This is a genomic window from Xanthomonas sp. 4461, from assembly GCF_024806475.1.
Classification (GTDB): Bacteria; Pseudomonadota; Gammaproteobacteria; order Xanthomonadales; family Xanthomonadaceae; genus Xanthomonas; species Xanthomonas arboricola_F.
The window spans coordinates 108,103-128,778 of sequence record NZ_JANTYV010000002.1 but is presented as its reverse complement, the minus strand read 5'-3'; the positions used below and the strand labels follow the sequence as shown (position 1 = coordinate 128,778).

The window sequence follows — 20,676 nt, the reverse complement described above, 5'->3', positions numbered from 1 at the left end:
CTTATTCAGCTGCCAGCAGCGCAATGGCATGTTGCAGCGCGACGCGTAGGTCCCGCGCGGCGTCTACGCAGTGCAGGCGGCAGGTGCGGTTTTCGCGCTGCAACACCGCAGTGCGCAATGCCGAGCATCGCCGATGCACCGTGCCGTCAGGCTGAGCGCGCCGTGCCCCGTGCAGCGCAGGACGCTCGAATACACGGAAGTTAACGTTACCAGCGCGCTGCCGCGTGGTCTGCGCGCTCGGTCTGCATCCGGCAATTTTTCCTGTTCTGTGAACCAGCCGCAGATCGCGTGCGCCCGCCATCGCCACGGTGGGCGCACGTGGGCCGGGCATGCGAGTGCGTGCAGGTGCGCCCGCGCCACCCACTCTTTTGGAGCCGATCATGAAGATCTTCAATCGTCTGGCGCAGCGCGCAGTGCTGCTGATCGCCGGCCTGGCGCTGGCCTCGGCCGCGCATGCCGGCCTATCCGTGTCCGGTACGCAGCTGCGAGAGACCAACGGCAACACGCTGGTCTTGCGTGGCATCAATCTGCCGCATGCCTGGTTTGCCGATCGTACCGACGCGGCGCTGGCACAGATCGCCGCCACCGGCGCCAACAGCGTGCGCGTGGTGCTCAGCACCGGTCACCGCTGGAACCGCACGCCCGAGGCGGAGGTGGCGCGCATCATCGCGCGCTGCAAGGCCCTGGGCCTGATCGCCGTGCTGGAAGTGCACGACACCACCGGCTACGGCGAAGACGGCGCCGCAGGCACCCTGGCAAATGCCGCCACCTACTGGACCAGCGTGCGCGGCGCGCTGGTGGGCCAGGAGGATTACGTCATCATCAATATCGGCAACGAACCGTTCGGTAATCAGTTGAGCGCCAGCGAGTGGGTCAACGGCCACGCCCGTGCGATCGCCACGCTGCGCAGTGCCGGCCTCACTCACGTGTTGATGGTGGACGCGCCCAACTGGGGTCAGGACTGGCAGTTCTACATGCGCGATAACGCTGCGGCGTTGCTGGCGCTCGACAGCCGCCGCAATCTGGTCTTCAGCGTGCACATGTACGAAGTGTTCGGCAACGACGCCGCGGTGGACAGCTATCTGCGCGCATTTCGCAGCAACGGGCTGGCCCTGGTGGTCGGCGAATTCGGCGCCGACCACCGCGGTGCCCAGGTCGACGAAGCGGCGATCATGCGCCGTGCGCGCGAGTACAACGTCGGCTACATGGGCTGGTCGTGGTCGGGCAACGACAGCAGTACCCAATCGCTGGATATCGTGCTGGGCTGGGACCCGACGCGTCTCAGCAGCTGGGGCCGCACGCTGATTCAAGGACCCGACGGCATCCGAGCCACCTCACGCAGGGCGAGCATCTTCGCGCCAAGGCGGCGCTAGGCCGGCCGCCCAGGCGCATGCCTGCGCGCAGCCTGGGCGCCATCAGCGTCCGGGTTCGCGCAACGGTCCCGGGCTGGGGCGTTTGGTCAGCTTGCGCTGCAGCGAACGCCGGTGCATGCCGAGCAGGCGTGCGGCCGCGGACACGTTGCCGCCGGTTTCGTGCAGGGCCTGCTGGATGTGTTCCCACTGCAAACGGCTGAGTGGGGTCATCATTTCCTGCGCGGTTTCTTCTTCGTCCGGCTCGGGCAGGTCGTCGTCTTCTTCGCCCAGCGCCCGCATGATGGTGGGGATGTTGGCGGGCTTGGGCAGGTAGTCGTCGGCACCGAGTTTGATCGCTTCCACCGCCGTGGCGATGCTGGCGTAGCCGGTCACCAGCAGGATGCGCATGTCCGCGCGGATCTCGCGTAGCGGCTGGATCAGGCTCAGGCCGGAGTCGTGGCCGAGCTTGAGGTCGATCAGGGCGAAATCCGGCAACGCACTGCGCGCGGTCGACAGCGCACTGGCGGCATCGGTGGCGGTCAGCGTTTCCACGCCGCGTCGCGCCAGGCTGCGTTGCAGGGTGCGCAGGTACAAGGTGTCGTCGTCGACCAACAGGCCGGTGCGGATCGGGGTGCTTGTCATGCCAGGGCCTCGTGTTCGGAAAGCGGCAGGCGGAAACCGACGCGGGCGCCGCTGCCTTCGGCGGGCAGCATCCACAACTCGCCCTGCAGGCGCTCGACGGTGGCATGCGACAGCGCAAGGCCAACGCCCATGCCGTCGTGCTTGCCGCTGTTGAACAAGGTGCCCGGCAGCATGGCTTGCGCGGTGTCGAAGCCGGGCCCGTAATCGCGCACCTCGCCACTGAGGTGGTCGTTCTCGACCCGCAAGGTCAGATCGATCTGCGGGCGCCCGGCGCGTTCGCCGGCATCGGCGGCGTTGTTAAGCAGCACCATCAACAGGTGGCTGACGCCCGGCTGCAGCATCAGCCGCATCGGTGCGTCCTCGTTGCGGCGCAGCTCGATGGTGGGGCGCACCAGCCGCCATTGCTCCAGCACCTCCTGTACCGCCACTTCGCGGCTCAGGTGGCCGTTGTCGGCAGGCTGAGCCAGCGCCAGCACGCGCTCGTGGCACTGCACCAGCAGCTCGCGCAGGGTGTCCAGGTCTTCGCGCAGCTCGTTCTGATCGCACTGGTCGGCAATGTCGTCGACCAGCAGGGTCATCGTGGCCAGCGGGGTGTTGAGTTCGTGCGCCACCGACGCTGCATGGGTGGCCAATGCCACGATGCCCTCGTTACGCGCAAAGCGCTCGCGCAGGGTGGAAATTTCGCGCTCGCGTTCGCGCATCGACAACGCCAGCCGCGTGGCGAAGGCCAGCACCACCACCGTGGACAGCAGGAAATTGGCCGCCATGCCCCACATGTGCAGGCTGAGCGGATCGAAGCTGCCGTACGGCAGCGGCAGGCCGAACGCGGCGCTGATGACATAGCCGGCCACGCACGATGCTGCCACGGCCATCGCCCAGCTCAGCGGCAGGGCCAGCGCGGCCAGCGCGATCAGCACCAGGAACAGCGAGCCGAACGGGTTGGCGATGCCGCCACTCCAGCCCACCATCCAGGTCAGCACCGTCACATCGACCAGGATATGGCCAAACTCGGTGGCCGGGCTGACCGCGCCGCGATGCGCCACGCGCAGCTGCGCATACAGATTGAACACCGCCAGCGCGGCGACGCCGGCCCACAGCGGTTGTTGCGGCAGGTGCAGACCCATCAGGCCGGAGGCGACCAGGATGGTGGCGGCCTGGCCGGCGGTGGCGAGCCAGCGCAGGCTGCACAGGGTCCGCAGGAAGGAGGCGTCGGAGCTATTCATCACGGCAATCCTATGCGCTCGCGGAAGTGATGGCCTGCGACAAACCGTCGCATCGGCCCGGATGGCGGCCCGCACGACGCTTCAGCTGTGAGCGGACGACGGACAGGCTAAAATGGCGGCATGTACGACGCCGTGACTCGCCCAACCCCTCCCGCCGACGCCACTGCCTGGCCGCGCCGCATCACCCAGGCCGTCAAGATCGGCAGCGTGATCGTGGGCGGCGGCCACCCGGTGGTCGTCCAGTCGATGACCAATACCGACACTGCCGACATCGCTGGCAGCGTCAAGCAGGTGGCCGAGTTGTGGCGCGCAGGTTCGGAGATGGTGCGCCTGACTGTCAACAACCCCGAGTCGGCCGCGGCCATCCCGCGCATTGTCGACAAGCTGCGCATGATGGGGATCGAGGTGCCGTTGATCGGCGACTTCCACTACAACGGTCATCAGCTGCTCGCCGCCGAGCCTGCCTGCGCCGAAGCGCTGGCCAAGTACCGCATCAATCCGGGCAATGTCGGCTTCGGCAAGAAGAAGGACCTGCAGTTCGCGCAGCTGATCGAGTTCGCGATCAAGTACGACAAGCCAGTGCGCATCGGCGCCAACTGGGGCTCGCTGGACCAGTCGCTGGCCGCGCAGCTGATGGACGAAAATTCCAGGCGCGACACGCCGTGGGACGCAGGCCGCGTCTTGCGTGAGGCGCTGATCCGTTCGGCCGTGGATTCGGCCGAGCGCGCGGTGGAACTGGGCCTGGCGCGCGAGCGCATCATCCTGTCGGCCAAGGTGTCCGGCGTGCAGGAGCTGATCGCGGTGTACCGCGACATGGCGAGCCGCTGCGATTTCGCGCTGCACCTGGGCCTGACCGAAGCCGGCATCGGCAGCAAGGGCATCGTGGCCTCGGCGGCGGCCTTGAGCGTGCTGCTGCAGGAAGGCATCGGCGACACCATCCGCATCTCGCTGACGCCCGAGCCGGGCCAGTCGCGCACCCAGGAAGTGGTGGTGGCGCAGGAACTGCTGCAGACCACCGGCCAACGCGCGTTCACCCCGATGGTCACCGCCTGCCCGGGCTGCGGCCGCACCACCTCCGAGTTCTTCCAGGAGCTGGCCGGCGTGGTGCAGAACCACGTGCGCGCCAAGATGCCGGAGTGGAAGATTTCCAATCCCGGCGCCGAGAACATGACCCTGGCGGTGATGGGCTGCGTGGTCAACGGCCCGGGCGAATCGCGCCACGCCAACATCGGCATCTCGTTGCCGGGCACGGGCGAGGCGCCGTCGGCACCGGTGTTCATCGATGGCGAGAAAAGCGTCACCCTGCGTGGCGAAAACATCGCCTACGAATTCATCGATCTGATCGATCAGTACGTCGAACGCACCTATGTCCGCCGCGCCGGCTGAATCGCCGGCCGGGTTCAGCGCGTGGTTGCGCAACAACGCATGGCGCATGGCGCTGTTGTTTGCCGGCGTGCTGCTGCCGCTGGGGTTGTTCGTCGACCTGGCCGATGAAGTGCACAAGCTGGAAAACGCCTATTTCGACGAACCCTTGCTGTGGAGCATGCGCAGCATCGCCACGCCCGGGCTGGATACGTTTTTCGGGGTGATTTCCAAGGTGGGCTACCAGTACGGCGTGATCCCGATCGATATCGCGATCGTGCTGGTGCTGCTGGCGTTACGGCGCTGGCGCGAGGGCACCTTTGCAGCGCTGGGCTTCGGCGGTTCGGCGTTGTTGAACATGGGCGCCAAGCAGTTCTTTCAACGCGACCGGCCCAGTCTGTGGGAGTCGATCGCACCGGAAAGCACCTTCAGTTTTCCCAGCGGGCATGCGATGGGCTCGATGACGCTCGCCGCAGTGGTCGTTGCGCTGGCGTGGCGCACACGCTGGCGCTGGCCGGCGACCATCGCCGCCAGCCTGTTCGCGGTGCTGGTCGGCGTGTCGCGAATCTATCTGGGCGTGCATTACCCCTCCGATATCCTCGGCGGTTGGTCGGCAGCAGTGGTGTGGGTGGTGGGGCTGTATCTGGTGATGTTCCGCGGCACGCGGCGGCCGCATTGGCGTCGTCCCCGTGTCAGCGCCTGAGTTGCGCAACCTGGCGGTGTTGCAGGCGCGCGCCGGCGCCTGATCAGTGTCGCGCCAGGGGTAGTGCGGTCTCCCGTCGGCGCGCGTTCACGCAAGTCGCAAACCGCGTCGAACAGGCGCCCTTGCCGTAGAGGCATCGCAATCTGTGAGTGCAGCGCATCGCCTATGTGGCGCTGTTGCGATGGCGATCCTGCGCAGATGTCCTGCGCGCCAGCTGCATGCCGATCAGGCTGCCGATCAACGCAAGCAGCATCATGTAATAGCCGGCGCCCATGGGGTGTTGTTTGACCAGCATCACCACCAGCAGCGGTGTCAGCCCACCGAACACGGCATAGCCCAGGTTGTAGGCGAACGACACGCCGGACAGGCGCACTTCGGGTGGGAACGCCTCGACCATGATGCGCGGGATCACCCCCAGCACGCCCAGTGCGGCGCCCAGCAGCGCGTAGAGCGGAAACACCAGCTGTGGATCGCCGGCCAGGCGGTAGAACGCCCATGCCGCTACGCCCAGCAGGACGCTGCCGATGAGCAGCACGCGCCCATTGCCATAGCGGTCGGCCAACGCACCGGCCACCACCGACCCGGCAGCCTGCAGCACGATGGCCAGGCTGTTGGCCTGTAGCGCCACTGCAGCCGGGTAGTGGTAACTGCTCTGCAACAGGCCGGGTGTCATCAACGACACCACCAGCACGCCGCCGGCCACCATCCAGGTCAGTGCCAGCGACAGCAGTACGCCAGGGCGATGATCGCGCAGCACCAGCTTGAGCGGGGTTTCGCGGGCCAGCGCACGCATGGCGACCAGTTCTGCGAACACCGGCGTCTCGTGCAGCCAGCGGCGCAAGTAGACCGACACCAGCCCGAACACGCCGCCTGCCAGAAACGGCAGGCGCCAGGCATAGTCGGCGATCTCGGCAGGGGTGAAGTGGCGGTTGAGGGCGCCGGCACCCAGCGAACCGAGCAACACGCCACCGGCCAGGCCGGCGGTCAGGGTGCCGCAGGCAAGCCCGGTGCGCTGGGGCGGCACGTGCTCGGCGACGAACACCCAGGCGCTGGGCACCTCACCGCCGATCGCGGCGCCCTGCAGCAGGCGCGCGCCCAGCAACAGCAGCGGCGCAGCAATGCCGATCTGCGCGTAGGTGGGCAGCAAGCCGATGCACAGCGTTGGCAGCGCCATCAGCAGCAGGCTCAAGCCGAACATGCGCTTACGACCGACCAGGTCGCCGAAATGGGCCATCACCATGCCGCCCAGTGGGCGCACCAGGTAACCGGCGGCAAAGATGCCGAAGGTCTGCAGCTGGCGCATCCAGTCGGGGATGCCGGGAGGGAAGAACAACTCGCCCAGCACTGCGGCAAAAAAGATGAAGATGATGAAGTCGTACAGTTCCAGCGCGCCGCCCAGCGCGGACAAGGCCAGCGTCTTGTAGTCGTCGCGTTTGAGCTGCGACCTCGGTGCAGTGCCTGTGGGCGGATGGGTCTTCAAGGCGTGACATCCTGTGGCGGGTGGTGGCGCGCATGCGCGGATGCAGCAGTCGCCTGTGCGGCATCATCCTAGCGCGCCAGCAGGTGCGGCTTGCCTGCTGGCGCTGGATGGCACGTATGGGACTTCGGTAAACGCGTCGTGTCTGCGCCCGTGGTGACCTGTCAAGCGTGCAGGCTGGCCAGCGCCGCTGCTTCGGCATGCAGCACGGTGGTATCGAACAGCGGCAGCGCCGAGTCGCCGGCATCCACCAGCAAGGAGATTTCCGTGCAACCCAGGACGATCGCCTGCGCGCCTTGCTGCTCGAGTTCGGCCATGACCTGACGAAAAGAGTGACGCGATCCTGCATCGATCACGCCCTGGCACAGCTCTTCGTAAATCACCCGATGCAGTTCCGCGCGCGCATCGGCAGGCGGTATGACCACCGTCAGTCCACGCGCCTCCAGCCGCTGACGATAGAACGGCTGTTCCATGGTGAAGCGCGTGCCGAGCAGGCCGACCCGGGTGATGCCTGCCGCGAGCAAGGCATCGGCAGTGGCGTCGGCGATGTGCAGCAAGGGCAGTGGCGTTGCGGCGGTGATCGCATCGGCGACGCAGTGCATGGTGTTGGTGCACAGCACGATGAAGTCCGCGCCGCCGGCGTGCAGCGAACGCGCGGCCGCCGCCATCTCGCGTCCGGCGCCCTCCCAGTCGCCGGCGTGCTGCAGGCGTTCGATATCGTGGAAGTCCACGCTGTACAGCAACAGTCGGGCCGAATGCAGCCCGCCACGTTCGCGGCGGATGGCCTGATTGATATGGCGGTAGTAGGGCAGGGTGGACTCCCAGCTCATGCCGCCGATCATCCCGATGGTCTTCACGTGCAATGTCCTGGCGCAAGCGGGTTCGCCTGCATGGTCGCATACGATCCCGGTCGCATGATCCAGGTGACGGAGAAGCCGTTGACAACTGCTTAGTACGCGACAACGCGGCCGCTGCAGTTGTGGTGCGCGTGCCAATGCGTGCGGCGACGCGCGTTATACCCACATGTATCGCGTCACCGCTGCTGCATTACTCGCCCGGCTTAGCCCCCTCCACCGGGGCATGCGTGGCAGCGCGGCGCGCCAGCACGGTTTCGCGGTGGGCGATGTATATATTGGCGCCGATGATGATGGCCGCGCCGATCAGGGTGTGGCGTTCGATCGCCTCGCCGAACAACCACCAGCCCAGCAATGCCACCAGCGGCAGTTGCATGAAGCTGATCGGCTGCAGTGCGGAGACTTCGCCCAGCTTGAGCGCGCGGGTCCAGAACAACTGCCCGGCAGTCCCGAAGACGCCGGTCGCCACCAGCCACAGCCAGTCGATGCCTTGCGGCCAGGTCCACTGGAACAGGGCCGGAATCAGCGACATCGGCACCCAGAACACATAGGTATAGAACACCACGGTGTCGGAGTCGTCGCTGCGCGAGAGCTGCTTGATCTGGATCGCGACCACGGCGCTGATGACGGCGGCCAGCAAGGCGATCAGCAGCCCGGGCGTGAAGGTGGACGATCCCGGTCGCAGGATCACCAGCACGCCGACGAAGCCTGCCGCCACTGCCAGCCAGCGGCGCAACCGTACCTGCTCGCGCAACCACACCACCGCCAGCACGGTGACGAACAACGGCGTGGAATAGGACAGCGAAATCGCCTGCGACAAGGGCAGGTGGCCGATCGCCCAGAACCCGCACAGCATCGACGCCAGGCCGATCAGCGTGCGCGCCAGGTACTGCGGCAACTGCCGCGTCCGTGGCAGCGCCTTGCCCGGCCGCAGGATCAACGGCAGTAACGCCAGCAACCCGAATGCATTACGGAAGAACGCGATCTCGGTGGTGGCAATGTCGCTCGACGCCAGCCGGATGGTGATGGCCATCAGGCCGAAGGCGAAGGTACTGGTGAGCATCCACAGCGCCGCACGACGCGAGACCTGCGCTGCAGTCACCAATGCGCTCCGATGATGCGCGGTTCCGGTTCCAGGATCACCGAATAGCGCTCGCGCACCGATTCGGCAATACGCCTGGCAAATTCCAGCAACTGTGCGCCGCTGGCGGTGCCGTAATTGACCAGGACCAGGGCGTGATCGGGAGACACGCCGGCATCGCCCTCGCGCTGGCCTTTCCAGCCGCATTGCTCGATCAACCACGCGGCCGACAACTTGCCCTGGCCTGGTTGCTCGCCGGGATACACCGGCATGTCGGCGAAGGTGGCCTGCAACGCGGCGATCTGTTCGTTCGGCAACAGCGGGTTCTTGAAAAAACTGCCTGCATTGCCGAGCACATCCGGGTCCGGCAGCTTGCGTCGACGGATGTTGATCACTGCCTGCGCCACGTCGGCGGCCCCCGCCAGCTCGGCGCCCATGCTGGCCAGTTCTTCGCGAATGCCGGCGTAATCCAGCCGCAGTTCGTGCAACAGCGGCAGATTGAATTCCACCGCCACAATCAGATAACGCTCGGGTTGCTGCTTGAACACGCTGTCGCGGTAGGCGAAGGCGCACTCGGACGCGCTCAGCCGCACAAACTGCTGGCCAAGCCGATCGAAGGCCTCCACCGCGTGGATGAAGTCGCCCACCTGCGCGCCGTAGGCACCGATGTTCTGGATCGGGCTGGCACCGACGGTGCCGGGGATCAACGCCAGATTTTCCAGGCCCGACAACCCCTGCTGCAGCGAATACAGCACCAGCGCATGCCAGTTCACACCCGCCCCGGCGCGCACGATGGCGTGGTCGGCATGGTGCGCAATGATGGCGATGTCGCGGTTTTCGAAACACAGCACGCAACCTTGCGGGTCGCCGGCCAGCAGCACATTGCTGCCGCTGCCCAGCACCAGCAATGGAAGCCCGGCGATCTCAGGCGCGGCCAGCGCCTGCGGCAATGCTTCGGGCGTGTGGATGCCGAGCAACCAGCGCGCCGTCGCCTCGACATGGAACGTGTTGAGCGCACGCAGTGGCGCATGCGCGCTCAAGTTCCAGCCAGTGTGCACCGCATCGCTCATAGCGGCGAGACCGCGCCACCGCTGGGCGCTTCGCGACGGCGACGGATGGCATCGACGCACTCGCCGATCAACGGCGGCCCGCGATACACCAGGCCGCTATAGCACTGCACCAGGCTCGCGCCGGCCGCCATCTTGGCCACGGCGTCGGCGCCGGAGCCGATGCCCCCCACGCCGATCAACGGGATCGACTCGGGCAGGCGTGCGCGCAGGCGGCGCAACACCAGTGTGGATTGCCCAAGCAGCGGCGCCCCCGACAAGCCGCCGGCCTCGGCAGCCAGCGGATGATTGGCGATCAAGGTGCGCGTCACCGTGGTGTTGGTGGCGATCACGCCATCCACCGCCAGGTCGGCCAGCACGCGCGCAGCCGCATCGATGTCGCGGTCGTTGAGATCCGGCGCCACCTTCACCAGCATCGGCACGCGCTTGCCGTGTTGGGCGGCCAGCGCTTCCTGGGTTTCGCGCAGATCGGCGATCAGTCGACGCAGCGCCTGTTCTTCCTGCAGCTCGCGCAAACCGGCGGTATTGGGCGAGGAAATGTTGACGGTGATGTAGTCGGCCAGCGGATAGACGCGCTCCATGCAATAGCGGTAGTCGCTGGTCGCTTCCTCGTTGGGCGTGTCCTTGTTCTTGCCGATATTGATGCCGAGCAGGCCGCCGCGACGACGCGCGCGTTGCACGTTGGCCACCAGCGCATCCACGCCCAGGTTGTTGAAGCCCATGCGGTTGATCACCGCCTGATACTCCGGCAAGCGGAACATGCGTGGCTTGGGATTGCCTTCCTGCGGCCTCGGCGTCACCGTGCCGATCTCGACGAAGCCGAAGCCCAGCGCCAGTAGCGCATCGATGTGCTCGCCGTTCTTGTCCAGGCCGGCGCCAAGGCCGACCGGGTTGGGGAACATCAAGCCGAATGCCGGCGTCGGCAGCGGGACCGGGCGCTTGGCCAGCAGCGACGTGGTGCCGGTGCGGTAGGCGGTGTCGATGGAGCGCAACGCCAGCGCATGCGCGCGCTCGGCATCGAGGGTGAACAGCAGGGGGCGGGCAAGCGAATACATGGATGTCAGTTCAATTTCCCGGCGAAGACGCGGGTCTGGTATTGGAAGTCGATCTGTCCGTCCTGTGCGTGCGCATCGAACAGCGTGCGCAGCGCGGCGAGCATCGGTGCGTGGCGCGGGTCGTGTGCGAGCGGTGCGTAGGAAGACGACAACAGGCGGCCGCGCAGTGCATCGAAATCCAGCCGCTGCCCATTGGGAAAGCGCGCCATCGCGCGGAACCCGTCGCCGAACCAGGCCTGCATGGTCGCATCGTCCTGGTAGCGTTCGGCCACGGCCGAATAGTCGGTGCCGTAGTCCAGCAGCAGTTGCTCGTAGCCGCGCAAGAAGGCGGTGGTGTCCAGCTCGCGCGAGTTCCAGTAGATCACCGCCAGCCCGTCGGGCCGCAGCACGCGCGCCCACTCGGCACGGATGGCCTGGGTGTCGAACCAGTGGAAGGCCTGCGCGGCAGACACCAGGCCCATGCTCGCATCGGCCAGCCCGGTGGCTTCGGCGGTGCCATCGACGGCCTGGAACTTGGGAAACCCTGCCAGCCACTGCTGCGCGGCTTCGCGCATGGCCGGGTTGGGTTCCACCGCCGTGACCGCGTAACCGGCCTCCAGAAACAGCCGGCTGGAAATGCCGGTGCCGGCGCCGATATCGGCCACCGCAGTCGCTGGCGTGATGCCAAGTTCGTCATGCAACCAGCGCAGCAACTGCGGCGGATAACTGGGCCGGTAGCGCACATAGGCCGCTACACGGTCGTTGAAGCGTTGGGCCGAGGAGGGCGCGGCCATGCTCAACTGTTTGCGGCCGCCAGCCACGCCATACCGCCGAAAAACAGGATAAAGACCGCAATGCCCAGCACCCACAGGGCCACCGCCAGCCAGCCGAGGATCAGCCCGCCGATCGCCAGGCCGTCGCCTTCCAGCCCCTGCGGGTTGCGGCGGATTTCCGCGCGTGCCAGGTGGCCGGTGATGATGGCGCACACGCTGCCGATGAAAGGAATCAGCGTCCAGCCGAGGATGCCTGCGACCAGGCTGACGATGGCCATGGCGCTGGTCTGTCGAACGACAACGTTCATCATGAACTCCTGGAGATTGGCGGCAGCAGAGGGCTGGCGTGAGGCGATTATCCCAGAGCGGCCGTCCGAATGGCGTGCCGTCTGGGGCGGAAACGCGATCCTGGGGGCATTAGCCGCCGGGGAGGGGGCCTGAAGGCTTGCCTTGACTGTCTGATTGCCTGGTAACGCGACACCTTGCCGATGGGGTGCCGGGGGCCTGTCCGAAATGTCAGCGGACCGCTGTCAACCGCTGCGGGTGGCACCTGCCGCGATTGATTGTCTGTCGTTATTGCAGGCCGGCCGCAGCGAAGGCATGCGACAGCTGCAGCGCGCCGGCCATGGCCGGCGCGCTGCGATGCCATCGATTACAGATCGAACTTGATGCCCTGCGCCAGCGGCAGCGAGTCGGAGTAGTTGATGGTGTTGGTCTGGCGACGCATGTAGACCTTCCACGCATCCGAGCCGGATTCGCGGCCACCGCCGGTTTCCTTTTCGCCGCCGAACGCGCCGCCGATCTCCGCACCGGAGGTGCCGATGTTGACGTTGGCGATGCCGCAGTCGCTGCCGGCCGCCGACAGGAACTTCTCGGCCGCCTTCAGGTTCTGGGTGAAGATCGACGACGACAGGCCCTGCGGCACGCCATTCTGCAGCTCGATCGCCTCGTCCAGCGTGCCGTATTTCATTACGTAAAGGATCGGCGCGAAGGTCTCGTGCTGCACCACCGCGTCGCTGTTCTGCAGCCCGGTGACGATCGCCGGCAGCACGAAGTTGCCAGGACGATCGATCGCGGTGCCGCCCACTTCGACCGTGCCGCCGGCGGCCTTGGCCTTGGCGATCGAGGCCAGGAACTGCTCCACCGCGCCCTGGCTGTTGAGCGGGCCCATCAGGTTTGCCGGGTCGGTGGGGTCGCCGATCTTGCTGTCGAGCTGCTTGTACGCCTTGACCAGCGTGGCCAGCACGTTGTCGTAGATGGAGTCGTGCACGATCAGGCGGCGCGTGGTGGTGCAGCGCTGACCTGCGGTGCCCACCGCACCGAACACGATGCCGGGGATGGCCAGCTTCAAATCGGCGGTGTCGTCCAGGATGATGGCGTTGTTGCCGCCCAGCTCCAGCAGGCAGCGGCCCAGGCGGTGGGCGACCTTTTCAGCGACCACGCGGCCGATCTGGGTCGAACCGGTGAAGCTGATCAGCGGGATACGGGTGTCTTCGACCAGCTTCTCCGACAGGGAAGTGCCGGAATCGTTGATCAGGAAGAATACGTCCGGGAAGCCGGCATCCTTGAGCGCGGCATTGCAGATCTTCATCGTCGCGATCGCTGTCAGCGGCGTCTTGTTGGACGGCTTCCAGATGCAGATATCGCCGCAGATCGCCGCCAGGAACGCATTCCACGCCCACACCGCCACCGGGAAGTTGAACGCGCTGATGATGCCGACCAGGCCCAGCGGCTGGTACTGCTCGTACATGCGGTGGCCGGGGCGCTCCGAATGCATGGTGTAGCCATAGAGCATGCGGCTCTGGCCGACCGCGAAGTCGGCGATGTCGATCATCTCCTGCACTTCGCCATCGCCCTCGGGCTTGCTCTTGCCCATTTCCAGCGCCACCAGCGAACCGAGCGCATCCTTGTGTGCACGCAGCGCCTCGCCACACAGGCGAACGGCCTCACCACGGCGCGGCGCAGGCGTGGTTCGCCACAGCTTGAAGGCGGCCTGCGCACGCTGGACGATCAATTCGTAGTCTTCCGGCGTGGTGGCCTGCACATCGGCGATCACCGCATTGGTGGTCGGATTGAGCGGCTGCAGCACCCCGGCACCGGTGGCCTGCGACCAGGTCGCCTCGCCCAGATAGGTACCGGAATTGGACGCGGCGAGGTCGAGCGCCTTGAGCAGGTCAGCGGACATGGAATCTCCTGGAAACAGTGGCGGTCGCGCAGCAGCCAAGGCCGGCAGCGAGACGGGTAGCCGCCGATTTTAGCAGGCTCCACCCACCCCCGGCCGGCTTGGCAAGCTGGCTGAACATGCGACAATGTCGCCCTTGGCCCCGTAGCTCAGCTGGATAGAGCGTCCCCCTCCTAAGGGGAAGGTCGCCCGTTCGAATCGGGCCGGGGTCACCAGAAATCAAAGAATTAGCGCCGATTTCGTTTCAGGTCTTGTCACATTGAGAGACATACCCACAGCCGACTGCCACAGTTGCCACAAGCGCCGTCGCTTGGCCGAACTTGGCGGTGACACGCTTCAATGCGCTTCGCGCCTTGCCTGCTGTGGTGGTGCTCGGGCGCGTACCAATCCAGGTACCACAAGGTAAGCGCTTACCAGTGGCGTGCGCGCACGGATGCGTACGCCATGCGTCAACTCAGCTTCTTTCGCTGCTCGTATTTCTTCAGCCTCATTAGGGCCGAGTGAGATGCGGTGACATACGCCGCTCTGGTGCCAGGGGAAGTAGGCACTTGCGCCACGCAGAAGCTAGCGAGCGAATTAGCGCACCGCGAGTTGCTTGATTTGCTGCGGTGCGGCCAGGCAGGTGCCGCTGCATCTAAGGAGGGATGGAGATGGCTATGCGCGAAATTGGTGGATGGACAGTTTCCGCCCATGTGGAGATTGATGAAAAGGGGAAGCCCGTGGCCGGCATTTTGATTAGGCGCCTCGAAGGCCGGGCACGTCATATGCTTTGGTTGCGTGGCTTCAGTTCGTAATGAACGTGAGGCGAGAGAACACGCTGAGCGTGTTGTTGCCAGGATTCGGGGCGTCACCGGTGAGGGTGTGCCGATACCTTTGTGACCAGTGCTCAGGGCGCCGAGGCCTGCCCGCACAAGACAGGCACTAGTTCGTTTGTCTTTGCGCAACGCTACCTTTCTCACCGATGCCGCACCACCCGCACTCCCACCGGCCTTGCAAACTTGTCCATCGCCACCGACGAGATGCGGCTGTGGCGGAGCAGGGTGCCGAGTTGTTCGGTGGCGCCCAGGCGCTGGTCGACCTCCAGCTCTGCCACGGTGCGCGGGCGTTTGCGCTTGTCGGCATTGGCGAAGCGCAGGCGGTTGTACTCGGCCCAGCCGACGGTGGTGATGGCCGCCATCAGGGCGATGACCGGCAGTGCGCCGAGGGCGAATGGGTCGATGGCGTTGTGTCGCAGGTAGAGCTCGGTATACGCGCTGCGCAGGCCGAAGAACCAGGCGATCAGCGTGGCCAGCGGTGCCCAGAGATAGAAATAGACCATCCAGGCGCCGGCAGTGGCGGCGCCATAGGCGAGCCGGCGCGAGCGGCCGAGGCGTTGCGGCAGGTTGATGATGGGCGGAGTCATTGGATTCCTCGGTCAGGGCTCTTCCATCGCGCGCGTTGGTTGCGGCGTACGATGAGGGCGCGGGGGAAGGCGATGACGGCAGTGAGCATGCCGATCATCCAGAAGGCGGCCGGGTACCAGATCACCCAGAAGAACTGGCGTGCCAGGCCTTTTTCGTAGCGACGTTCGATGATCAGGCTGGTGCCGAACTGCAGCAGGCAGACCACTGCCAGCACCAGGCCGTGCCAGCGCGGCAGGATGGTGTCGACATACAACGCCGGCGGCATCGCGATGAACTTGCCGAGCACCCACAACACGATGATGAACAACATCACGTAGGCCCAGATCAGGCTCAGCGCGTATTCCAGCAGCACCGCCCACATGCGCCGGCTACGCCACGCCAATGCGCGTCGACCATGGCTCAGCAATACCTCCACGCCACCGCGCGCCCAGCGCAGGCGCTGCATCCACAGGCCGCGGAAGGTTTCCGGCATCAGGATCCAGCACAGCGCGTTGGGCTCGTAACGGATATCCCAGCCGTCGAGCTGCAGCCGCCAGGAAATGTCGATGTCTTCGGTGACCATGTTGTCGGACCAGAAGCCGACGTGGTGCAGGGCCGAGCGACGAAACGCGCAGATCACACCGGACACGGTGAACAGGCGGCCGTAGACGCGTTGGGCACGCTTGATCAGGCCCACGATCGCGGAAAACTCGCCGACCTGCATACGGCCCATCAGGGTGGTGCGGTTGCGCACGCGCGGGTTGCCGGTGACGCCACCGACGCGCGGGCCGGAAATCAGGTGACCCACCATCCAGCGCGTTGCGTTGGGGTCGAGAATCGCATCGGCATCCACGCACACCAGGTAGTCCGAGCGTGCGGCCAGCGTGCCGACGCGCAGTGCGTTGGCCTTGCCGTGATTCTGCTCCAGATGCACCACGCGCAACCGTGGATGATGGTGGGTGAGATCGTCGAGTACTTCGGCAGTGCGGTCGGTGCTGCCATCGTTGATTGCGATGATCTCGAAGTCTGCATAGTGCTGCGCGCTCATCGCCTCGATGGTTTCGGCAACATGCTTGGCTTCGTTGTAGCAAGGCATCAGCAACGATACGAACGGCTCGCTGGCCATCGGCGGCGGCTTGGATGGCCCCGGCGTGCCGCGTTCGCGCCGCAGGTAGTAGTAGATGCCGCCGATCATCCAGAAAAACGCCATGATGATCGGGTAGTAAAACGCAAAGTTGAACAGGGCGGCCAGTAAGAGGCTGGTCGTCATCGGTCATCGCTCGATATAGGGGAATTGGCGGGCCGAAATGGCTTCGCGCGCTTCGGGCAGGGACGGATGGCCGCCAATGAAATCGTCGGGGTAATACGCCAGATGACGCACGCCGGCCGCCAGCAGCAGCTTGGAGTGTGCGAGCAATGCGCCGTCAGGCAGCGGCTTGCCGGTACGCCAATCGACGGTTTGCAGTTCGAAGATGGTCTTGTCGAAACCGCGTGGTTGCTGACCGACACGCGTCGCCAGTTGCGTGAGCCACTGCTGCGGATCGTCGGCTTGTTCCATGTACGGCATCGCCATCAGCGCGGTGTAGTCGTAGGCGGTAGCAAACGCGTCCAGGCGCTGCGCAAACCACGCTTCGCTGTGCGGCTCCAGCACCGGCTGCGCGAACAGGTTGCGCACCGTGACCAGCTTGGGGCGCCAACGTTCTGCGGCGACCTTGAGCTGCTGAGTAAAGCCGATCAGCGCCTGCGTGCGCCTGGCCGGATCGCCGCCGCCGTAGGCCGGCACTTCGTCATCGCGCAGGTAGGCATCGTCATGGAACAGCAGACCTTCGAAGTAGGCATTGGCGGCCAGGTCTTCGTAGACGTCGGCCACCAGTTGGCGCGTGCGCGGGTTGCCCGGATCCAGACGCGGCACATCCTTCGGATCGTTTGCTCGGATCTGCAGTGCCGCCTGTTGCTGCGCGTCGGGCAGGTGGAAGCCGAGCACCGGCAGCCAGGCGAACACGCGCACACCGGCGCGGGTGCGCAGCTGCCAGGCCACGCGCCCGAACAGGTCCGCGCGCATCGGCAGATGCCGATTGGGGAAATACAGCGCATCGGCCGCGCCATCGCCATCCGGGTCGGCAAAGGCCTGCAGAAAGACGTGGCTGGGGCCGATGTCCTTGACGCGCTGGACCAGGATGTCGAGGTTGCGTTCCAGCTGCGCCGGGTCCGGGTCGTAGACGTAATCCAGATCGATCTGGATCGCACGCAGGCCATCGCGCGACAGGTCGCGTCGCAGTTCGCCGGCCAGATCACGCACATCGGGATTGTTGAACAGCAACAGGCGGCCAAGGCTGGCCAGCGATTGCCCATCCACGCGATCGCGGCCCTGCTGGCCGATATCGGCCTCGTGCGAGCGGCCTTCCAGATCGAAGCTGAGCGTCATGCCCAACTGCGCGGCAATCTGGTTGCTGGCGCGATTGTAGGCGGCATACGGCCACACCATGGCGCGTGGCGGCTTGCCCAGATGCGCCACGATCGCGTCGCGGCTATGGCGCAGGTCGGTCTGGATGCGTTGGCGATAGTCCGCTTCGCTTTCGTAACCCTTGCCTGCATCCCAGTGACGCGTAACAGCGGCCGGCGTCTGGTTGCCGAACGGATTGCCGGCGATGCCTTTATGCAAGTCATCGCTATGCGAGCCAATCTCGACCAGGCCGCTGTCCTGCATCTCACGCAACTGCGCCCAGGTGACGAAGTCATCGCGGGTGAAATCGCGCGGGCCATAGGGTACGACCTTGTCCGCAGGCAACTCGACCCAACTGGTCACCGGCGCGACCAGTGCGGGGTAGCCATACGCCTGCAGTAGCGGAAATACCCGCGTATAAACGCTGCGCAAGCCATCGTCGAAGGTGAGCAATACCGGCCGCGAGGGCAGGGCACGCCGGCCGGCACGTGCGTCCAGCACCTGCTGCACGCTGACCGGGTGGTAGGCGTGCGAGCGCAGCCAGTCCAGATGCGCGGCGAAGTTGCTGGTGGACACCGCATAGCGATCCGGATCGCCCTTGGCGGCGACGTCGTCGCGAATATCGTGGTAGCTGAGCACCAGCAGGCCTGCATGCGCGGACGAAGCGAAGGTCATCAACAGCAGCGCGAGCAGCAACAGCGGCAGGCGGATCACGGCGTACCTCCCCATCGGAAATCCAGGTCCAATCCAAGTTGGTGTTCGCGCTGCCCGTCGTAGACCGGGCGCGACCAACTCACGCCGTAGCTCACTGCGCCGCCATCGCCCAGCGACCACAGGTGGCGATAGGCCACGGCAGGTACCCAGCGACTGCCGAAGCCGGACTGATACGTTGGCCCGGCGGTCACTTCCAGCCGCTGCCGGAATGCATAGTCATAACGACGCCAGCCGATCTGTTCGATCCGCACACCCGCGGCCACACCCGAGCTGTGGCGCGGGTTGAAGTAATCGACAACGCGGTCGTCTTCGGCGCGTCCGGCGGATGCCGAGAACAGCCCATCGATCAGCACATGCGGGCTTGCCCACAGGCGTTGACTGCCGGATAGATCGAGCTGGTTGCGCCGATTGCCATCGCTGTAACGCAGCTGGCGCGCTTGCAGTTCCCAACGGCTTTCGTCGCTGGGGGTCCAGCGCACCGCAGCGCCGATGCTGTCGCCGGTGATGCCCAACCGACGCGCCTGCAACGAGGCCTCCGGGTCGCGTGTCCGCCAGGCGACGCTGCCGTACCACGCATCGGAAAATCGCCAGCCCGCGTCCAATGACCAGGCGGTACTGTCGCGGTCGAAATCATCGAGTGCGCGGCCACCATAGGCGCTCAGATCCAGCCGGTCGTAGCGGTAATGCGTGCCCAGCCAGAAGCTGCGATAACGCACGCGCGTGTTCTGGAAATCGGCCCAATCGTCGCGCGCGCGCAAGCCCACGCGCCAGCGCTCGCCCAGCAGCGGCGATTCGGCTTCCAGCAGCGAGCTGCCGAAATGGTTGCCGAGCGGCGAGGTTGCGGCGGCGCGGTCATCGTTGTCGCTGCGTCCCCATGCATGGCTCAGATGCACCTGCCAGCCGCGTTGGCGCTCCAGCGATGCGCCGAGGCGTTGCAGGCCCGCGTCGTCCGGATACTCCTTGTGCAGGCTCGCGAATGCGGCATCGGCCAGATCCAGGCGATCCAGGTCGCGTTGCGCTTCCACGCTGCCGCTGCGCGCCTGCTTCTGATGCGGATCCAGCGTCAGTGCCATTGCGTTGCGTTGCAATGCCTGGCTGATGTGTCCGCGCCGCTGCTCGATCGATGCCAGCGCGGCCTGCAGTTCCGCATTATCCGGACCGATCGCCACCCGCTCGCGCAGCAGGGCGTGCGCACCCCGGTTGTCGTTCGCCGCCGAGCGGGCCGTCGCCAGCGCGATATCTGCGCTGAAGCGGTCCCAGTTCTCGTAGCCGCTGGTGGCTCCATCGCGGCGTGGCCACGGCACCTGGGTTGCGGCAAGCTTCTCGAACAACGGCATCGCCTGATCGAAGCGCTCCTGCTCCAGCAAGGCATAGCCCAGCAGCAGCTGCGTATTGAAATCGTCCGGGTCGTGTTGCAAGGCCTGCCGCAGCACGGCTTCGGCTTCGGCAGGGCGGCGCAACCCCATCAGCGAGTCGCCCACGGTCGGCAGCACGTAGCCGGGAACCGCGATGCCTTCCGCGCGCAGCGCCTGGTACCCGGCCACCACATCGCGGTGACGCTGCCGCTGGTTGAGCGCGATCAGGCCGTCCACGCGCAGGCGTGTGGCTTCCCATGCCACCTGGGGCGGCGCGTCGCGCTCGATACGGGCAATGTTGACCAGCGCTTGATCGGTCTCGGCGTAGTGATGCGCGGCGTCCACCGGTTCGGCACTTGCCCAGCCGATCATGCGCGCGACGCGATCGTTGTCGATGCGTTCGCGTTCCTGCTGCGAGAACCAGTCCGGATGCCGCCACACCGCTTCGGCTGCGAGCTGTGCGCTGCCCAGGTCGCTCAGTGTGAGCGCACGCAGGGTGTAGGCGCCCTTGTCGCGCGGGTCTGCACGCAGCACCCGCTCGTAGATGGCCAGGGCGTCCGCATAGCGTTGCTGGCCGCGAAGCTGCTCGGCCTGCTGCATGGGTGTAAGGACGATGGTGGCGTCATGCACATCGGAGGCATCACGCACATCTGCAGACCGCAGTTGCCCACTGTGCGCCTGGGGCGCACACGCAGACAACAAGGCGAGGCTGAGCAGAGGTGTGAGTGCGCTCGTGCGGTCAGGACAACCGCGACGCACGTAATTGCTTGAACGACTGGGGGAGGAAGTTCACAAGCGATCCCGGCTATGAAGTTCGGCGATACTGCGTATGCCTATGTAAAATGCATGTCATCACAATGTCGATGCGATGTTCATTGCTTCAGTTCGTTTTTGAAACTAGGCAATGATTCCCGCGGCGATTTTATTGCCGGAAATAGGACTGATAACGCGTTCTTGTGCGTATCTCCTTCGAATGAAGAAAATTCATTGTCACGCGGGACGCGCTGGCGAGCGTGTTGTCGGCTCCACGCT

Annotated in this window: 18 protein-coding genes and 1 tRNA gene; 4 read left to right on the top strand and 15 right to left on the bottom strand. The window is 65.7% G+C overall.

All coding sequences use genetic code 11. The features are described 5' to 3' along the window. Position 1: 1 nt before the first annotated feature. Positions 2-382, bottom strand: coding sequence for a hypothetical protein (locus FHY19_RS08315; RefSeq protein ID WP_259164470.1), 381 nt, complete (start codon positions 380-382; stop codon positions 2-4). Between FHY19_RS08315 and FHY19_RS08310 the strand changes: the two genes are divergently transcribed. Next, positions 381-1,373 (top strand): glycoside hydrolase family 5 protein, encoded by a 993-nt coding sequence (locus tag FHY19_RS08310; RefSeq protein ID WP_259164468.1) that lies wholly within the window; start codon positions 381-383, stop codon positions 1,371-1,373. The two genes, FHY19_RS08315 and FHY19_RS08310, sit on opposite strands and share 2 nt — an antisense overlap. Positions 1,374-1,415: 42 nt before the next feature. On the opposite strand, the gene FHY19_RS08305 is transcribed toward FHY19_RS08310, so the two are convergent. Both FHY19_RS08305 and FHY19_RS08300 read right to left on the bottom strand, forming a co-directional pair. Further along, positions 1,416-1,994, bottom strand: a complete 579-nt coding sequence (locus FHY19_RS08305; RefSeq protein WP_046962497.1) for a response regulator transcription factor — start codon at positions 1,992-1,994, stop codon at positions 1,416-1,418. Further along, on the bottom strand, positions 1,991-3,217 hold the full coding sequence (locus tag FHY19_RS08300; protein WP_259159739.1) for an ATP-binding protein: 1,227 nt from the start codon (positions 3,215-3,217) through the stop codon (positions 1,991-1,993). The genes FHY19_RS08305 and FHY19_RS08300 overlap by 4 nt, the downstream gene beginning before the upstream one ends. A gap of 120 nt (positions 3,218-3,337) precedes the next feature. Between FHY19_RS08300 and ispG the strand changes: the two genes are divergently transcribed. Beyond that, positions 3,338-4,603, top strand: a complete 1,266-nt coding sequence (gene ispG, locus FHY19_RS08295; RefSeq protein WP_259164466.1) for a flavodoxin-dependent (E)-4-hydroxy-3-methylbut-2-enyl-diphosphate synthase — start codon at positions 3,338-3,340, stop codon at positions 4,601-4,603. Beyond that, the gene (locus FHY19_RS08290) at positions 4,584-5,282 is read left to right on the top strand and encodes a phosphatase PAP2 family protein (RefSeq protein WP_259164458.1); all 699 of its coding nucleotides are present in this window, start codon (positions 4,584-4,586) and stop codon (positions 5,280-5,282) included. The genes ispG and FHY19_RS08290 overlap by 20 nt, the downstream gene beginning before the upstream one ends. Positions 5,283-5,445: 163 nt before the next feature. Here the strand turns inward: FHY19_RS08290 and FHY19_RS08285 are convergent, their stop codons facing one another. The 8 genes from FHY19_RS08285 to FHY19_RS08250 all read right to left on the bottom strand — a co-directional run bounded on the left by FHY19_RS08285 (position 5,446) and on the right by FHY19_RS08250 (position 13,753). Beyond that, positions 5,446-6,762 (bottom strand): MFS transporter, encoded by a 1,317-nt coding sequence (locus FHY19_RS08285; protein WP_259164456.1) that lies wholly within the window; start codon positions 6,760-6,762, stop codon positions 5,446-5,448. A 161-nt stretch (positions 6,763-6,923) separates the two neighbouring features. After that, on the bottom strand, positions 6,924-7,601 hold the full coding sequence (locus tag FHY19_RS08280; RefSeq protein WP_259159911.1) for an aspartate/glutamate racemase family protein: 678 nt from the start codon (positions 7,599-7,601) through the stop codon (positions 6,924-6,926). A gap of 205 nt (positions 7,602-7,806) precedes the next feature. Then, entirely contained in the window at positions 7,807-8,718 is a 912-nt protein-coding gene (locus FHY19_RS08275; RefSeq protein WP_259164448.1) for a DMT family transporter, read from the bottom strand. Then, positions 8,712-9,764 (bottom strand): UDP-N-acetylmuramate dehydrogenase, encoded by a 1,053-nt coding sequence (murB, locus tag FHY19_RS08270; RefSeq protein WP_259164446.1) that lies wholly within the window; start codon positions 9,762-9,764, stop codon positions 8,712-8,714. Before murB ends, FHY19_RS08275 begins: the two co-directional genes overlap by 7 nt. Beyond that, positions 9,761-10,816 (bottom strand): quinone-dependent dihydroorotate dehydrogenase, encoded by a 1,056-nt coding sequence (locus FHY19_RS08265; RefSeq protein ID WP_046962504.1) that lies wholly within the window; start codon positions 10,814-10,816, stop codon positions 9,761-9,763. Before FHY19_RS08265 ends, murB begins: the two co-directional genes overlap by 4 nt. A gap of 5 nt (positions 10,817-10,821) precedes the next feature. Beyond that, positions 10,822-11,589, bottom strand: coding sequence for a class I SAM-dependent methyltransferase (locus tag FHY19_RS08260; protein WP_259164440.1), 768 nt, complete (start codon positions 11,587-11,589; stop codon positions 10,822-10,824). 2 nt (positions 11,590-11,591) lie between these two features. Continuing rightward, positions 11,592-11,876 carry a DUF4190 domain-containing protein gene (locus tag FHY19_RS08255; protein ID WP_046962587.1) on the bottom strand — a complete coding sequence of 95 codons (285 nt, stop codon included), beginning with the start codon at positions 11,874-11,876 and terminating at the stop codon, positions 11,592-11,594. Between the two features lie 344 nt (positions 11,877-12,220). Next, positions 12,221-13,753, bottom strand: a complete 1,533-nt coding sequence (locus tag FHY19_RS08250) for an aldehyde dehydrogenase family protein (RefSeq protein ID WP_259164423.1) — start codon at positions 13,751-13,753, stop codon at positions 12,221-12,223. Positions 13,754-13,888: 135 nt separating this feature from the next. Between FHY19_RS08250 and FHY19_RS08245 the strand changes: the two genes are divergently transcribed. Next, a tRNA-Arg gene (locus tag FHY19_RS08245) sits at positions 13,889-13,965 on the top strand. Positions 13,966-14,705: 740 nt separating this feature from the next. On the opposite strand, the gene pgaD is transcribed toward FHY19_RS08245, so the two are convergent. From pgaD to FHY19_RS08225, 4 genes are read right to left on the bottom strand one after another with little or no spacing between them, the layout of a single operon-like run. Beyond that, positions 14,706-15,152, bottom strand: a complete 447-nt coding sequence (pgaD, locus tag FHY19_RS08240; RefSeq protein ID WP_259164421.1) for a poly-beta-1,6-N-acetyl-D-glucosamine biosynthesis protein PgaD — start codon at positions 15,150-15,152, stop codon at positions 14,706-14,708. After that, positions 15,149-16,402 carry a poly-beta-1,6-N-acetyl-D-glucosamine synthase gene (pgaC, locus tag FHY19_RS08235; RefSeq protein ID WP_259164412.1) on the bottom strand — a complete coding sequence of 418 codons (1,254 nt, stop codon included), beginning with the start codon at positions 16,400-16,402 and terminating at the stop codon, positions 15,149-15,151. Before pgaC ends, pgaD begins: the two co-directional genes overlap by 4 nt. 3 nt (positions 16,403-16,405) lie before the next feature. Next, positions 16,406-18,304, bottom strand: a complete 1,899-nt coding sequence (pgaB, locus tag FHY19_RS08230; RefSeq protein WP_259164404.1) for a poly-beta-1,6-N-acetyl-D-glucosamine N-deacetylase PgaB — start codon at positions 18,302-18,304, stop codon at positions 16,406-16,408. Beyond that, entirely contained in the window at positions 18,286-20,244 is a 1,959-nt protein-coding gene (locus FHY19_RS08225; protein WP_276580802.1) for a tetratricopeptide repeat protein, read from the bottom strand. Before FHY19_RS08225 ends, pgaB begins: the two co-directional genes overlap by 19 nt. Between the last annotated feature and the right edge of the window lie 432 nt (positions 20,245-20,676).

Coding starts and splice junctions, on each gene's coding strand:
- FHY19_RS08290 (WP_259164458.1), top strand. CDS start 4,584: ATGTCCGCCGCGCCGGCTGAATCGCCGGCCGGGTTCAGCGCGTGGTTG.
- FHY19_RS08255 (WP_046962587.1), bottom strand. CDS start 11,876: ATGAACGTTGTCGTTCGACAGACCAGCGCCATGGCCATCGTCAGCCTG.
- murB (WP_259164446.1), bottom strand. CDS start 9,764: ATGAGCGATGCGGTGCACACTGGCTGGAACTTGAGCGCGCATGCGCCA.
- FHY19_RS08305 (WP_046962497.1), bottom strand. CDS start 1,994: ATGACAAGCACCCCGATCCGCACCGGCCTGTTGGTCGACGACGACACC.
- FHY19_RS08315 (WP_259164470.1), bottom strand. CDS start 382: ATGATCGGCTCCAAAAGAGTGGGTGGCGCGGGCGCACCTGCACGCACT.
- ispG (WP_259164466.1), top strand. CDS start 3,338: ATGTACGACGCCGTGACTCGCCCAACCCCTCCCGCCGACGCCACTGCC.
- FHY19_RS08300 (WP_259159739.1), bottom strand. CDS start 3,217: ATGAATAGCTCCGACGCCTCCTTCCTGCGGACCCTGTGCAGCCTGCGC.
- pgaB (WP_259164404.1), bottom strand. CDS start 18,304: ATGGGGAGGTACGCCGTGATCCGCCTGCCGCTGTTGCTGCTCGCGCTG.
- FHY19_RS08265 (WP_046962504.1), bottom strand. CDS start 10,816: ATGTATTCGCTTGCCCGCCCCCTGCTGTTCACCCTCGATGCCGAGCGC.
- FHY19_RS08310 (WP_259164468.1), top strand. CDS start 381: ATGAAGATCTTCAATCGTCTGGCGCAGCGCGCAGTGCTGCTGATCGCC.
- pgaC (WP_259164412.1), bottom strand. CDS start 16,402: ATGACGACCAGCCTCTTACTGGCCGCCCTGTTCAACTTTGCGTTTTAC.
- FHY19_RS08280 (WP_259159911.1), bottom strand. CDS start 7,601: ATGATCGGCGGCATGAGCTGGGAGTCCACCCTGCCCTACTACCGCCAT.
- FHY19_RS08250 (WP_259164423.1), bottom strand. CDS start 13,753: ATGTCCGCTGACCTGCTCAAGGCGCTCGACCTCGCCGCGTCCAATTCC.
- FHY19_RS08260 (WP_259164440.1), bottom strand. CDS start 11,589: ATGGCCGCGCCCTCCTCGGCCCAACGCTTCAACGACCGTGTAGCGGCC.
- pgaD (WP_259164421.1), bottom strand. CDS start 15,152: ATGACTCCGCCCATCATCAACCTGCCGCAACGCCTCGGCCGCTCGCGC.
- FHY19_RS08225 (WP_276580802.1), bottom strand. CDS start 20,244: ATGCAGCAGGCCGAGCAGCTTCGCGGCCAGCAACGCTATGCGGACGCC.